This is a genomic window from Paenibacillus amylolyticus, from assembly GCF_050990605.1.
Classification (GTDB): Bacteria; Bacillota; Bacilli; order Paenibacillales; family Paenibacillaceae; genus Paenibacillus; species Paenibacillus amylolyticus_H.
In genome coordinates this window covers 2,220,069-2,233,115 of the sequence record NZ_CP158832.1, presented here as the reverse complement: position 1 = coordinate 2,233,115, position 13,047 = coordinate 2,220,069, and the positions used below count along the sequence as shown (strand labels likewise).

Below are 13,047 nucleotides of genomic sequence, written 5' to 3'. Positions count from 1 at the left end.
AAATCTAATCCATGCTAATCACTTCAACGCACTTGCCGTTGCTTCGAGCGTCTCAAGACTGTTCACATTGTACAGTTTTACGGTTTTATCTGTTTTTTTAATCAAACCGGTCAATACACTGCCGGATCCAATCTCGATGAACGTATCCACGCCTTGCTCAATAAGCCATGTCACACTGTCTTCCCATAATACAGGAGAATAGACCTGAGCTGTCAACAAATCCTGAACCTGTCCATCCTCTGCAGGTCTTGCGGTCACATTGGCGACTACAGGGAACGCTGCCGGTGAGAACGTAACAGTTTTCAGTTTCTCTTCCAGCTTCTCAGCTGCATCCTTCATCAATGAAGAGTGGAACGGACCACTTACTTCAAGTAGAATGGCGCGTTTGCCGCCAGCTTCTTTCACTCGTTCCGCGACAGCAGCTACGCCTTCCTTCACACCAGAAATGACGATTTGTCCCGGACAATTCATGTTGGCAAGTTCAACCGCATGACCACTTTCAGATACGTCACGGCAAAGCACCCCCAGCGCTTCCCGATCCGCACCGAGCACAGCAGCCATCGCTCCTTGTCCACCCGGTACTGCCTGTTCCATATACTGACCACGTGCCCGCACAATGCTCACTGCGTCAGCAAACGAAAGTACGCCCGCTGCCACCAGTGCACTGTATTCTCCCAGACTGTGTCCAGCCGTATAGTCAGGCTGAATTCCTTTTTCTTTGAAAGCTTCAAGCAAGGCAATACTTGCTGTCAACAGAGCCGGTTGTGTATTTGATGTCTGTTTCAACTCGGTCTCCGGTCCTTCAAATACAAGGTTGGTCAGCGAGAAACCCAATGTTTCATCTGCTGTTCGAAAAATCTCGGTTGCCGCAGGCACGGACTCATACGCGTCCTTGGCCATGCCTACAGCCTGTGATCCCTGTCCGGGAAATACAAATGCTATTTTACCCATCTCATTCATCTCCCAGATGTCTATTTTACCATACGAGTACCGATGCACCCCATGTCAAACCGCCACCGAATCCAACCATCAGGACGGTATCTCCGGCTTTCATGCGACCTTCCTCCGCAGCTTCTACCAGAGCAAGCGGGATGGAAGCAGCCGATGTGTTTGCATACTTATCCACGTTGACTACAACCTTTTCTTCAGGAAGTTCAAGTCGTTGCATCGCAGATTGGATAATCCGAATATTCGCTTGGTGAGGAACAAACAGATCCACATCCGTACGCTCCATACCAGCCTTGCGTAATACCTCAATGGTAGCCGTCCCCATGACACGTACCGCAAACTTGAACACTTCACGACCGTTCATGTAGATGTAATGTTTCTTATTTTCAACGGTCTCTGCGGAAGCAGGCAGACGGGAACCGCCGCCTTCCATCTGAAGAAGACTGCCGCCAGCACCTTCGGCGCCGAGATCAAATGCTTTGAATCCGCGACCTTCCGGAACTTCACCAACAACTACTGCGCCTGCTCCATCACCAAAGAGGACACATGTGTTACGGTCTGTATAATCCGTAATACGAGACAAGCAGTCCGCACCAATAACAAGCGCATTGTTGTACATACCGCTTTGGATGAAGCTCGTAGCACTTGCCAAACCGTATACAAATCCGGAACAAGCAGCCGACAGATCAAATGCCGCAGCACCTTTTGCACCCAATTTGTCCTGCAAGATGCAGGCTGTCGATGGGAACGAAGAATCTGGAGTAATGGTTGCAACAATAATCAGATCAAGATCACTGCCTGTCATGCCTGCAGATTCAAGGGCTTTAATAGCCGCTTCGTATGCCAGATCAGAAGTTGCCTGATCAGGTGCAGCGATGTGACGCTCTTTGATTCCTGTACGACTGACGATCCACTCGTCATTGGTATCGACCATTTTCTCCAGATCGCTATTTGTCAAAATTTTCTCAGGCACATATTTCCCTGTACCAATAACCCCTACTGGGCGCAACTTATTCATGTCGTCACTCACTTCCCGCTAATTTCCTTAGATATGCTCTCTACCAACTGATTCTGCACTGCAATCCGAGCTTGGCGCACAGCATTTTTGATGGCATTGCCATCAGCAGATCCATGACTTTTCACAACCAGTCTGCTCAAACCGAGGAGCGGCGCTCCGCCATGCTCCGTATAATCCAGCTTTCGTTTCAACCCACGCAGCTCAGGCATTAATACAGCTGCAGCCAGTTTACTTTTGAGAGAAGATGAGAATTGTTCCTTAAGCAAGGCGAAAATGGCACCTGCTGTGCCTTCCAGCGACTTCAGCAGGATATTTCCTGCAAAACCGTCACATACAAGCACATCACAAGCACCCGTCAGCACATCACGTGCCTCAACATTACCGACAAAACGAATTGGGAGTTGTTCCAGTAAAGGATATGCATGCTTGGTTAACTCATTTCCCTTGCCTGGCTCTGTTCCTACATTGAGCAAGCCCACTCGTGGAGACTCTATGCCCTGTACTTTTTGCCGATACAAGCTGCCCATCAGGCCATATTGTGCAAGGTGCTCCGGTTTGGCATCCATATTCGCTCCAAGATCCAGTGCAAGCACACCTACATCATCAATCGTTGGAATCATAGGCGCAAGCGCCGGACGTTCAATGCCTTCCATGCGACCTACAACAAGCAAACCCGCTGTCATCAACGCTCCGGTATTGCCCGCCGAGATCATCGCGTCCGCTTCGCCCTCTTTCAGCATGCGGCCTGCGACCACCATGGAGGCATCCTTCTTGCGACGCACTGCTTTGACGGGTTCATCATCCGAACCAATAACTTCGGAAGCATGCCGGACCGTAAGATTGGCAGGTCTCACACCTGACTGACTCAAAAGAGGCTCCAGCTTGGCTTCATCGCCGATCAGGACGATCTGTGTATCCGCCCATTCCGTGGCTGCGGCAATCGCACCTTCTACCGTTGATGCAGGTGCATTGTCGCCTCCCATGGCATCAATGACGATTTTCATTCCAAATGACCTCCTTCTCCGCTGTCTTCTCCACCTGAATGGTAGATTACAAAGTTGCCTTGAAACACCATCTCTTCACCTACATAAGTGAATACTTCCACTTTAGCTTTGCCCTTTTGACCCGGAATCGATCTCACATAAGCCTTTGCAATACATTTCTCTCCCAAATGAACCGAACGGACAAAACGAATGTCTGCTGATGCAGTCAACGCGATCTCGTCATTAATAATGGCTACAGCCAAGGAGTTAGCCTGTGCAAAGACATAGTGTCCACGTGCAATGCCTGTTCTGGAAAACACGTGTTCTTCCTTAATCTCAAACAGGGAAATCCCGCTCTTGTCCAGTTGTAGATCCACAATATCACCGATAATCTCATGCAAGGGCAACGAGCGTACCTGATCATACGAGAGCTCTGCCATCAGTTTCATCCGCTCCCGAAGTTCGGGTATTCCAAGTTCCAGCCTGTCAAGACGAATCGTCTGAATACTCACCTTCAATTGGCGTGTAAGTTCCTGATCCGTCACAAACGGGTTCTCTTCTATCATTTTGGTTAACTGCTGTTGCCTCTGTCTCTTCGGTACACGTTCGATGCCTGACACCCCCCGCTGTATCGTTTACGGAACCGTCCCATCCGGCCAGTCCAACCATTCATTCGTGTTACTTCTATAGTTGCAGTCCCTGGTCACCAGGGTCGTTCTCAAACGGATTATGGTTCATATATATGTAACGTCAAATCTTAGAACCTGGTACTAAACTATAGTATATCTCATCCCGTGTCAAAAAGAAAGACTGGCCTAACAAAAACACTTCACCCTTGTGGAGCAAGGATTTCATGATAGTTAGCTCACTCTGCCTACTCCCTCTAATCCAAAAAAAGTAGCACCTCATCGAAATGAAGTGCTACTTAATGTCCAACTATTATTGAGAGATGATCTCTCTTGCTTTGTACGTTCCGCACACTTTGCACACGTGGTGACTAAGTTTAAGTTCGCCACATTGTTCACATTTCACCATGCCCGGTACAGCCAATTTAAAGTGAGTGCGACGTTTGTCGCGACGCGTCTTGGACGTTCTCCGTTGAGGTACTGCCATTATTCCCACCTCCTTATCAAAATCAACCTTTGCAGGTAGTCTTAAAATGTTCGATTTTCAATCATGCTCATTTAAAAAAATCCTTGAGCCCTGCAAGCCGCGGATCGATAACCTGGTTATCACAACCGCAGTCACCTTCGTTCAGCTCATGGCCACACTTGGGGCATAACCCTTTGCATGTATCGCTACATAGCGGTATAAACGGAAGATCCAGCAGAAAAGCTTCCTCGGCATAACCTTTCAGATCAACACTATCTCCATCCACATAGAGCGTATCGTCGTCTTCGTGTAATTCCTCTGGCTGTTTTCCCTGCTTGAATTGCTCATGAAAATCAATATGAAAATGTTCATTAATCGGCTTAAGACAACGGGAGCACAACATGTCCACTCCTATGGTCAGCTTGCCATGAACATCCACAACGTCACCTTCTCTGAATTCTGCAGATAAGTCCGCAGTCAGGGGGGTAACGGCTGTGATATCTTGTCGGTTAGAAACCAGCTCTTTGATATCCCACTGTTCGTTAAACTTCAGGGGACCATCACTGGTAGCCACTTTGCGAAATGGCATTAACATTTCCATCACTCCAAACGAAACCAATTTCATAATTCATGTCAAACGTATCACGACAGTTATACAGGTCAAGCCTGCTTTTGTAAAGCAATAAATCCTGACTGTATGTATTCTGACGCTTCATCGTTAAAAGTATTATGAAATTGACTTAACAAACAAAAATCATTATACCGATTTTTCAAGACGTTTGTCAACACTTTTAACTTTACACCTTATTTTAAAACCAATAGCTCAGAACCGTTTACTCCATCTGGTCTATTATAGACTCACTTCAAGATAAACTACAAGTCGGCATTTTAGTTGTAGCTCCTTGCAAACAGCGGTCACATTTCGTTAACGTTTAGTGTGATCTATATCACACAGACCCGTTTGCCCCCTATCTATACTTGCTATAAACCGAAGCACGATCAGCTCCATGACCGATTTATTATCCAACTATTTCATATCATATCGGGAGGGAAAATGCATGTTAAGTGAGCACACCATTAAAGTCATTAAGTCTACAGTACCCGTACTTGAAGTCCACGGCGAAGCGATCACACGCTATTTCTATGAAACGATGTTCACAGCTCATCCGGAACTGCTGAATATTTTTAATCATGCAAATCAGAAACAGGGACGACAGCAAGCGGCCCTTGCAAATATGGTGTACACTGCCGCCCTTCATATCGATAATCTGTCCTCCATCCTGCCTGCCGTCCGGCAAGTTGCACATAAACATCGCAGTCTGGGTATCGTTCCCGAGCAATATGCGATTGTGGGCACCTATCTGTTACAAGCGATCAAAGATGTCCTTGGAGACGCGGCAACGGATGAGATTATCACGGCGTGGGGCGAAGCCTACAATGTCATTGCAGACGCCTTTATCGGGATCGAACAGGACATGTATACAGAAGCGAAAACCCAAACGGGTGGCTGGGAAGGATTTCGTACCTTCAAGGTTGCCAAGAAAGTGCAGGAAAGCGAAGTCATCACGTCCTTTTACCTCGTTCCAGACGACGGTAAGCCTATTGCCAGCTATGAACCAGGACAATACATCAGTATCAAAATTCAGCCAGAGGCACAGTCATTTACCCAGATTCGTCAGTATAGCCTTTCAGATAGCCCTGGTAAACCCTATTATCGCATTTCCGTTAAGCGTGAGCGAGGTGTGTCAGAACGCCCTGACGGAGTTATCTCGACGTATTTACACGATCACATTAAAGAAGGCAGTCAGGTGGAACTATCCGCTCCTGCTGGCGACTTCACGCTGAATGCAGAGGATAAACGTCCTGTTGTGCTGCTTAGTGGCGGTGTTGGCTTAACTCCGATGATCAGTATGTTAAATACGCTGGTTCGGTTGAACGAAAACCGTGCAATTACATTTTTGCATGCAAGTCCGAATGGTCAATCTCACGCGTTCCGTGGTCATGTGAACAGTCTGGTCGAGCGTAATCAGGGCGTTAAAGCTTATTATTGTTATACTCAACCTGAGGATGCTGATCGTGAAAATGAGTATTTTCATAAGGAAGGTTATATGGATGCGGTCTGGCTTCGCCAAGTGATTGAGGAACTGAATGCCACCTATTATCTGTGCGGACCCGTTTCGTTCATGCGGGCAGTGTATACGGAGCTTCAGGCGCTTGGTGTTGCAGCAGACAACATTCATTATGAATTTTTTGGGCCGAAAGCAAGTCTATCTCCCGCGCCGGAAAGTGTCTGAGGGTTCTGAATATGACATCATTTTACACTGGCCACTTCGATGACAGAACTACCTTCTGATCGCTGTTATCCCCAGATTTTTTGATTCCTTTTATAAAGGGTAAATCCGGGGATAAAGGCGAACGCTTCCGCTTCTTCAGGTTATTTCTGTCCTCTCCGTTTCGTGTAAATGTTTAGTTTTTTAATATCATGGGATGATGTTTGAAGGCACGGTCTGACATCTGCTGATGTTGGATTTGTGCCTTTTTTCATTGGTCGGACAGACTCCGTGATTTGATCTAATAGAGGTCATCGCCTATGATGGAATGAACTATAACAGCAAGCATACATACCCATTCATCTCATTTGAGAGGAGTACGTCTTATCATGAAAGCCGTAGGCATCATTGTTGAATATAACCCCTTGCACAACGGGCATGTCTATCATTTGCAGGAAGCTCGGCGGCTAAGCGGGGCAGACGCCGTTGTTGCAGTCATGAGCGGCCCTTTTCTCCAACGTGGCGAACCCGCCATCGTGGGTAAAAGGGCGCGCACCGAGATGGCGCTGCACGCAGGCGCGGATCTCGTACTTGAACTGCCGGTGGCTTATGCTGTGCAACCGGCGGAGTGGTTTGCCTTTGGTGCGGTGTCCTTGCTGGACCGCACCGGCGTTGTGGACTCGCTCTGCTTCGGCAGCGAGTCCGGTGACCTGGACAGCCTGCAGCGCATTGCGCGCGTGCTGGCTGTGGAGCCCGCAGGGATGCGCGAGGACATCGCGCGCCGCCTGCGGGAAGGCGCCAGCTACCCCGCCGCGTACGCAGGCGCGGCGGCTGCACTGGCGCCCGGCGGCGTCGATGCTCACGACGCCGCTGCACTGCTGGAGCAGCCCAACAATTCGCTTGGGCTGCACTACCTGATCGCGCTGCAACGACTTGGCAGCGCGATCCAGCCCTTTACGGCGGCGCGTACCGGTGCCGCGTATCATGAGGCGACGCCCGGGCCCGGGGCGATCGCCAGTGCCACAGCTGTCCGCCACCTGCTGATGGCGGACGGACCCGATGCCGCCGCGCCATACGTGCCGGCGGCAACTCTTGCCATTCTGCATCGCGAATGGCAAGAGGAGCGCGCTCCCATACACTGGGAGCGCTTTGCACAGCCGCTGTTGCACCTTGCGGCCACCCGCCGTGCCTCCGAGCTGGAACGCATCGCCGAAGTCACGGAAGGTCTGGAACACAGGCTGAGCCGTACACTCGCTCAGCTCCCGGAGCCTTCAGTCGAAACACTCCTGAATGCATTGAAGACCAAACGATACACACGCACCAAACTCCAGCGTATGCTCGCCCACCTGCTCCTGAATCACACCAAAGCTGAGTGTTCACCAGAGCAATTGGCTGCCGGACCCGGATATCTCAGAGTTCTCGGATTTAATACTCAAGGCCAGAGCCTGCTTAAACAAATGAAGAAAACCGCGTCACTGCCTGTTGTGCTGAAACCGTCGACATTCACACACAATCAACTTGAACTGGATATACAAGCTCAGGTTGCGTATGGACTCGCTTGCGAGCATAGGGACACACACAGGATGTTCAGTGACTACTATGAGTCGCCTGTGAGACTGTAATCCGCTTTTGACCAAAAGGCTTCCTCTCTAAGGAGCTTTTTCATTCCATCATCGAACAGATCATAGATTTTCAAATTTCAACACTCAACTATATAAGTAAAGAAATCCCCTTGCTGCGCGCCACTCAGGCACATCGCAACAAGGGGATTTCCTTATTAATTTCCTTATTTATCTTGATTCTCTTGGTTCCCTTACACCCTTTGAATCTGCTGATACGCTCATGTCTCTTGATCACAATTCATTCACTACAATCAATTCATTCCGAGATCATCCATCATCCATACTTTCTCCAACGGTTTCAACTCGACTGTATCTCATCCCGCCCAATCATAATCCTATGATTTCACGGACAACGTTTTCAGATAAGCCAGTGCATCATCCACCGTGCTCACAGGCACAACTTTCATTTTGGTGCCGATCTGTTCAGCCTTGGCTGCTGCTTCCTTATAGTTATCCTTCGGCACAAAGAAGATCTCCGCTTCTTTCCGGTCAGCGGCTACAATCTTGTGCACTACACCACCAATGGCACCCACCACACCGTCCTTGGTAATGGTACCTGTACCCGCAATTCGATGCCCCTTGGTCAGATCTCCAGGTGTTAACTGGTTATAGATCTCCAACGTAAACATCAAGCCGGCAGACGGACCTCCAACCTGAGTATCGGTAAAGGATATCTGTTTGTTTGGGTCTTCGGCTTTCACCTTCTGAACCGCACCAATCATTACGCCGAGTCCCGGGCGGGTTTCACCCGTTTTATTGTCTTTGACCTGAATCAGTTTCACGTCCCGGCTAATAGTCTCTCCACCACGTTCCAGTTGCATTTCGACGGTATCTCCAACCTTTTTATCTTTTAACTGGGCAGAAAGCACCGTATTATCCGGTGTAGCTGTTCCGTTCACTCCCAGAATAATATCGCCCGGAGCAATGTCTCCATCGGGTTTTGGATCTTCGGACAGTCCAAATACAAAGATATGTTCAGGCACAATAGAGTAAGCCACACCAGCCTGTTCATATGCAGCTTCCATTGCAGAGGATTGCGAGTCACTCATGAACCACACCTGTTCGGCAGAGTATTCCGCTTCGCTTTTTCCGCGCAGTCGATCCTCCTTTTTATCCACTTGAGCATTTTGATTGAACAGAGAGGTTCCTAGCAAAAACACATTGGCATATGTTGCCGACACGGTCGTCATCATGAACACACCGCGTTCTTCCTGGTCCCCACCTTTAACCGTTACCATTGGTTTTACTTCATCTGCACTGCCAGGCATATATATGATATACGGCGTTGGCATGTACACGGCAACATAGACGACCAGAGCCACCACGATCACAAAGATCGAAGCTCTGAATCCGCCAGATTTCCGAATCCGATTCATCACATGAGCCTCCGTTCTTTGTATCACTATATAAGCTGTACTCTACACTAATAAGCGATCGTAATTCCATCTTGTTTAATCATTTTTTTTCAAGTCTAACACTCAGGTCCTTGTGCATACAATGGTACAGGCCGGATAGGCCGCTGTGTACAATAGCCTGTCCGGTCAAGGCCGAACCGCCCTTCGGGCGTCATTCGGCCGTCCATTCGATTCAGATGCCAAATCGGCGTTATCTGATATGAGGTGAAACGATGACATTACAGAGCGAGGTAAGAGATTCTGGCCCTTTACGAACGATAATCCTAAGTACCGGCGCTTTAATGTTGGTCATTGCGGTAGTTGCGTCCCCCAAAGAAGCGTTTGACGCCTCTATTCAAGGTCTGGATATATGGTGGAAAATCATCTTCCCTGCCATGCTCCCGTTCCTCATGTTATCCCAAATGCTCACTGCGTTTGGCTTCACCCACGCGATCGGCGCCTTGCTCGGACCGTTGATGCAACGATGGTTCAGACTTCCAGGCAACGCAGGTCTGGCAATTGCTGTTGGCATGTGCGGCGGATTCCCCGCAGGAGCAGATGCAGTATGCCGTTTATTTCAGGATAGACAAATTACCGCCAAGCAGGCGGTTGTCCTTGCGGCGGCATCTCATTTTGCCAATCCAATGCTGATCATTTTGGTCGTCGGTGCTGCTTTTCTTCACCAGCCAGCGACCGGTTATTTTCTACTCGTTGTCCACTGGATCAGTGGCTGGATCGCTGCCATTCTGGCCACGCGTCTCCTGCCTGCACCAGGTAACCAGACAAACAGGGTTGGCTCGACAGCCGTACAAGCAGATAAGAGCTCTCTTGATTCTCAGCCTGCAAGTCCTGCAAGTTCCACAAGTCGCTCATCTGCCCCCCACCACGCAACGTTCAAACGACGCAGTGTATGGTCTGATATGATGATTGCAGCCAGAGAAGCGCATAGTCGTGATGGAAGAGGATTTGGCAAGCTGCTCGGTGACACCGTATCCCAAGCTGTGCAGACCTTAATGATGACCGGAGGATACATGATCGGTTTTGCCGTATTTATCCGGCTGGTCACCCTTTATCTGACTCCCGGGTCCTCTGCTGCGCTGTGGCCAGCTTTCTTTGAACTTCACTTGGGTACCTATCATTTGAGCCAGACTTCACTTACACCCACGCTGCTCATGTCTCTACTTGCAGCCGTTCTGGGATGGGGTGGTTTATCCTCCCATCTGCAAGTCTCTGCTGTCCTGAAAACAACGGGTCCAAACAGCAAATCCATGTTGTACTTTGCCGGAGTTCGTCTGATTCATGGATTAATCGCCTTTTTCATCAGTCTGATCCTATGGATGCCGTTCAGCCGTTATAGCACAGAAGCCTGGACCACATTACATACCAATGCAGCGCAGGACCTCTCGACACCATTCGGTTGGTTATTCATACATAGTCCAGGTAACACATACACGATCAACACCATTTGGAGCATCTTCCCTGCTGCATGCATAGGTCTTGCGTTACTTCTTGCAGTCATGATTAGTCTATCCGGTCTTACCTTCTGGTTTAACCGCCGGTTTTCTCGCTGATTTTCTGACGAAGCGCAGCTTCCACCTCAGGTGAGACAAGATCTGTAACATCTCCATGATAATGAGCGATTTCTTTGACGATACTGGAACTTAAATAGGAATACTTCGGATTCGTCATCATAAATATCGTTTCCGCATCCGGATTCAACTTGCTGTTAGTCGATGCCAATTGCAACTCGTATTCAAAATCAGTTACCGAGCGTATACCACGAACGATGACCTGAGCTTCCTTTTGCCGGACGTAATTGGCTGTCAGATCGCGGAAACTATCCACCTCCACATTGGGTAGATGGCGGGTTACTTCCGTAATCAGTTCTTTGCGTTCCTCCACCGTAAACAGCGGATTTTTGCTCATATTGTTCAACACAGCCACAATGACGCGATCAAATTGCTTCGACGCTCTGGCGATAATATCCAGATGCCCCATCGTTACGGGATCAAAACTTCCAGGATATACGGCGATCCGTTCCTGTCGGTGTATCATTTCAGTCATGAGGAGCCTCCTCTTCCGGTGTAATGGATTCTCCATCTTCAACTGCTTCAGGCGCATAATAATAGATGGATACTGCCGTCTCCCCATACAAAGCCTTGCGCGTTTGTTCAAACGGGCCGAATTGCTCAGGGTAATCATGTTTGGATTCATATTCAAGCACGATGGTTGCTTCGGGTTCCAGCAGTTCCAATTCGTGCAGGGTCAGCATCAACTCGTGCCCGTTCTTCATGCGATATGGCGGGTCAAGAAACACCAGATCAAATGTTGTGCCTCGCTTGGCAAGTGCCTTCAATGCCCGACCTGCATCATTACGATATACGGCCGCCTGGTCTTCCAGCTTGGTAGCCTTCAGATTCATGCGGATAACTTCAATACTTTTTGATTCCAAATCAACAAAAACAGCCTTGTCCATGCCGCGGCTCAGTGCCTCAATACCGAGACCTCCACTGCCTGCAAACAGATCCAATGCTGTGCCGCCCTCAAAATAAGGACCAACCATGCTAAATAACGCTTCCTTCACCTTGTCGGTGGTTGGCCGCGTACCCGTGCCAGGAACAGCCTTCAACGGCCTGCCTTTTGCACTTCCAGATACCACTCTCACTTGACGAGTCACCTTTTCTCTATGTAAGTTTATTGATACAGCTATCGTACCACACTCGGGTTCAGTTTGAAAAATGTGCGGTCTTCATTTCCCTTGGAAATTTGTTGACGAATTGTTGACGCATATGTATAAAAAGGAAACCATCGGGCGATTCTATAATTATCGACATCACAAGTGTCGTAGACAACCGCGGAGAAGACTTACGTTTCCCCATAAGCTCTTCGTCCGGTTTCTCCTCTCCCATGAAAAAGAAGCTCTCGAAAGAGGGCTTCTTTTTGTTGTCTCCTATTTATTCCTGACTAGTTCAACTCTCGATGTTTCCGATTGGAAAGTCGTAAATTGATCAATGGTATGAGGAGTAAAACAACCGGCAAGAGAAGATTCATTGAACGTGTCTTAATCATCATGAAGATAATAAACAGCACCGCAAGCCAAGTCATAATCTCCATCATTTCATATTTGGTTAACGTAAGCTTAAATGCTTTTTTTGAAATGAAACGAACCAAGAAATAAGCGATTAGACTATAGAACAGGATCATTCCCAAAATGGCAACAAGGATTATGAGGTACATATCCACCATAAAAATCTCACCCGACCCTTATATCATTTCCTTAATTTTGCCTTACTTCTCTTCAACAACAATCGTTGCATTATAGATTACAACACGTTTCCCATTAAGATCAAATAATACTTTATTGCCGTATTCCGTATCTTCCACGTCAATTTTGCCATCATAGGTCTGAATCAATTCACCATTATTGCTGTACACTTTAACCACCCTCTCCAGGCCACCCGAGTTATTGGACCTCATCGTTTTGAGTGCACGTTCACCTGAAGCGGTATTGAAATACCATATGAAACATCCAACAATGATGCCCAAGAAGACTAACACCGTCACCCATATACCTGTCTTTGCTTTTCTACTCATCTTGAACCCCCTCTTATGATTCCTATCTCGTACATTACGAGAGCAGAGCGAGAACGGTTTCATACAGTGCGTCCCAAGCAGTTCGTTGACATAACAAAACAGAGGCCGCCGATGAGCGAAGACCTC

General features: G+C 48.3%; 13 protein-coding genes. 3 read left to right on the top strand and 10 right to left on the bottom strand.

Annotated elements, in window-relative coordinates:
• Nucleotides 1–18: 18 nt before the first annotated feature.
• The 6 genes from fabD to ABTV53_RS10195 all read right to left on the bottom strand — a co-directional run bounded on the left by fabD (nucleotide 19) and on the right by ABTV53_RS10195 (nucleotide 4,636).
• Nucleotides 19–951, bottom strand: coding sequence for an ACP S-malonyltransferase (fabD, locus tag ABTV53_RS10220; protein WP_433752723.1), 933 nt, complete (start codon nucleotides 949–951; stop codon nucleotides 19–21).
• Nucleotides 952–976: 25 nt separating this feature from the next.
• Nucleotides 977–1,966: a beta-ketoacyl-ACP synthase III gene (locus ABTV53_RS10215; protein ID WP_433752721.1), complete on the bottom strand. Its 990-nt coding sequence runs from the start codon at nucleotides 1,964–1,966 to the stop codon at nucleotides 977–979.
• 8 nt (nucleotides 1,967–1,974) lie between these two features.
• On the bottom strand, nucleotides 1,975–2,970 hold the full coding sequence (gene plsX, locus ABTV53_RS10210; protein WP_017689231.1) for a phosphate acyltransferase PlsX: 996 nt from the start codon (nucleotides 2,968–2,970) through the stop codon (nucleotides 1,975–1,977).
• The gene (gene fapR / locus ABTV53_RS10205; RefSeq protein WP_047842457.1) at nucleotides 2,967–3,515 is read right to left on the bottom strand and encodes a transcription factor FapR; all 549 of its coding nucleotides are present in this window, start codon (nucleotides 3,513–3,515) and stop codon (nucleotides 2,967–2,969) included. Before fapR ends, plsX begins: the two co-directional genes overlap by 4 nt.
• 373 nt (nucleotides 3,516–3,888) lie before the next feature.
• Entirely contained in the window at nucleotides 3,889–4,062 is a 174-nt protein-coding gene (gene rpmF, locus ABTV53_RS10200) for a 50S ribosomal protein L32 (RefSeq protein ID WP_017689233.1), read from the bottom strand.
• Between the two features lie 67 nt (nucleotides 4,063–4,129).
• Nucleotides 4,130–4,636, bottom strand: a complete 507-nt coding sequence (locus ABTV53_RS10195; RefSeq protein ID WP_091031953.1) for a YceD family protein — start codon at nucleotides 4,634–4,636, stop codon at nucleotides 4,130–4,132.
• Between the two features lie 463 nt (nucleotides 4,637–5,099).
• On the opposite strand from ABTV53_RS10195, the gene hmpA reads away from it, so the two are divergent.
• Together hmpA and ABTV53_RS10185 are read left to right on the top strand one after the other, a co-directional pair.
• The gene (gene hmpA / locus ABTV53_RS10190) at nucleotides 5,100–6,335 is read left to right on the top strand and encodes an NO-inducible flavohemoprotein (protein ID WP_433752720.1); all 1,236 of its coding nucleotides are present in this window, start codon (nucleotides 5,100–5,102) and stop codon (nucleotides 6,333–6,335) included.
• A 365-nt stretch (nucleotides 6,336–6,700) separates the two neighbouring features.
• Nucleotides 6,701–7,933, top strand: coding sequence for a nucleotidyltransferase (locus tag ABTV53_RS10185; protein ID WP_433752719.1), 1,233 nt, complete (start codon nucleotides 6,701–6,703; stop codon nucleotides 7,931–7,933).
• Between the two features lie 335 nt (nucleotides 7,934–8,268).
• Here ABTV53_RS10185 and ABTV53_RS10180 read toward each other — a convergent pair whose 3' ends face one another.
• Nucleotides 8,269–9,309 carry a SepM family pheromone-processing serine protease gene (locus ABTV53_RS10180; RefSeq protein WP_433752718.1) on the bottom strand — a complete coding sequence of 347 codons (1,041 nt, stop codon included), beginning with the start codon at nucleotides 9,307–9,309 and terminating at the stop codon, nucleotides 8,269–8,271.
• A gap of 251 nt (nucleotides 9,310–9,560) precedes the next feature.
• On the opposite strand from ABTV53_RS10180, the gene ABTV53_RS10175 reads away from it, so the two are divergent.
• Nucleotides 9,561–10,898: a nucleoside recognition domain-containing protein gene (locus ABTV53_RS10175; protein WP_433752717.1), complete on the top strand. Its 1,338-nt coding sequence runs from the start codon at nucleotides 9,561–9,563 to the stop codon at nucleotides 10,896–10,898.
• Here the strand turns inward: ABTV53_RS10175 and coaD are convergent.
• The 3 genes from coaD to ABTV53_RS10160 all read right to left on the bottom strand — a co-directional run bounded on the left by coaD (nucleotide 10,876) and on the right by ABTV53_RS10160 (nucleotide 12,921).
• A complete protein-coding gene (gene coaD, locus ABTV53_RS10170) occupies nucleotides 10,876–11,382 on the bottom strand; it encodes a pantetheine-phosphate adenylyltransferase (RefSeq protein ID WP_085981453.1) in 507 nt (168 codons plus the stop codon). The genes ABTV53_RS10175 and coaD overlap by 23 nt on opposite strands.
• Before the next feature lies 1 nt (nucleotide 11,383).
• A complete protein-coding gene (rsmD, locus tag ABTV53_RS10165) occupies nucleotides 11,384–11,992 on the bottom strand; it encodes a 16S rRNA (guanine(966)-N(2))-methyltransferase RsmD (RefSeq protein ID WP_433752715.1) in 609 nt (202 codons plus the stop codon).
• Between the two features lie 623 nt (nucleotides 11,993–12,615).
• The gene (locus ABTV53_RS10160; RefSeq protein ID WP_062833752.1) at nucleotides 12,616–12,921 is read right to left on the bottom strand and encodes a hypothetical protein; all 306 of its coding nucleotides are present in this window, start codon (nucleotides 12,919–12,921) and stop codon (nucleotides 12,616–12,618) included.
• Nucleotides 12,922–13,047 lie beyond the last annotated feature (126 nt).

What these genes read in the sequence shown, in the direction of transcription:
- fabD (WP_433752723.1), bottom strand. Translation starts at nt 951, where the DNA reads ATGGGTAAAATAGCATTTGTATTTCCCGGACAGGGATCACAGGCTGTA.
- ABTV53_RS10215 (WP_433752721.1), bottom strand. Translation starts at nt 1,966, where the DNA reads ATGAATAAGTTGCGCCCAGTAGGGGTTATTGGTACAGGGAAATATGTG.
- plsX (WP_017689231.1), bottom strand. Translation starts at nt 2,970, where the DNA reads ATGAAAATCGTCATTGATGCCATGGGAGGCGACAATGCACCTGCATCA.
- fapR (WP_047842457.1), bottom strand. Translation starts at nt 3,515, where the DNA reads ATGATAGAAGAGAACCCGTTTGTGACGGATCAGGAACTTACACGCCAA.
- rpmF (WP_017689233.1), bottom strand. Translation starts at nt 4,062, where the DNA reads ATGGCAGTACCTCAACGGAGAACGTCCAAGACGCGTCGCGACAAACGT.
- ABTV53_RS10195 (WP_091031953.1), bottom strand. Translation starts at nt 4,636, where the DNA reads ATGTTAATGCCATTTCGCAAAGTGGCTACCAGTGATGGTCCCCTGAAG.
- hmpA (WP_433752720.1), top strand. Translation starts at nt 5,100, where the DNA reads ATGTTAAGTGAGCACACCATTAAAGTCATTAAGTCTACAGTACCCGTA.
- ABTV53_RS10185 (WP_433752719.1), top strand. Translation starts at nt 6,701, where the DNA reads ATGAAAGCCGTAGGCATCATTGTTGAATATAACCCCTTGCACAACGGG.
- ABTV53_RS10180 (WP_433752718.1), bottom strand. Translation starts at nt 9,309, where the DNA reads ATGAATCGGATTCGGAAATCTGGCGGATTCAGAGCTTCGATCTTTGTG.
- ABTV53_RS10175 (WP_433752717.1), top strand. Translation starts at nt 9,561, where the DNA reads ATGACATTACAGAGCGAGGTAAGAGATTCTGGCCCTTTACGAACGATA.
- coaD (WP_085981453.1), bottom strand. Translation starts at nt 11,382, where the DNA reads ATGATACACCGACAGGAACGGATCGCCGTATATCCTGGAAGTTTTGAT.
- ABTV53_RS10160 (WP_062833752.1), bottom strand. Translation starts at nt 12,921, where the DNA reads ATGAGTAGAAAAGCAAAGACAGGTATATGGGTGACGGTGTTAGTCTTC.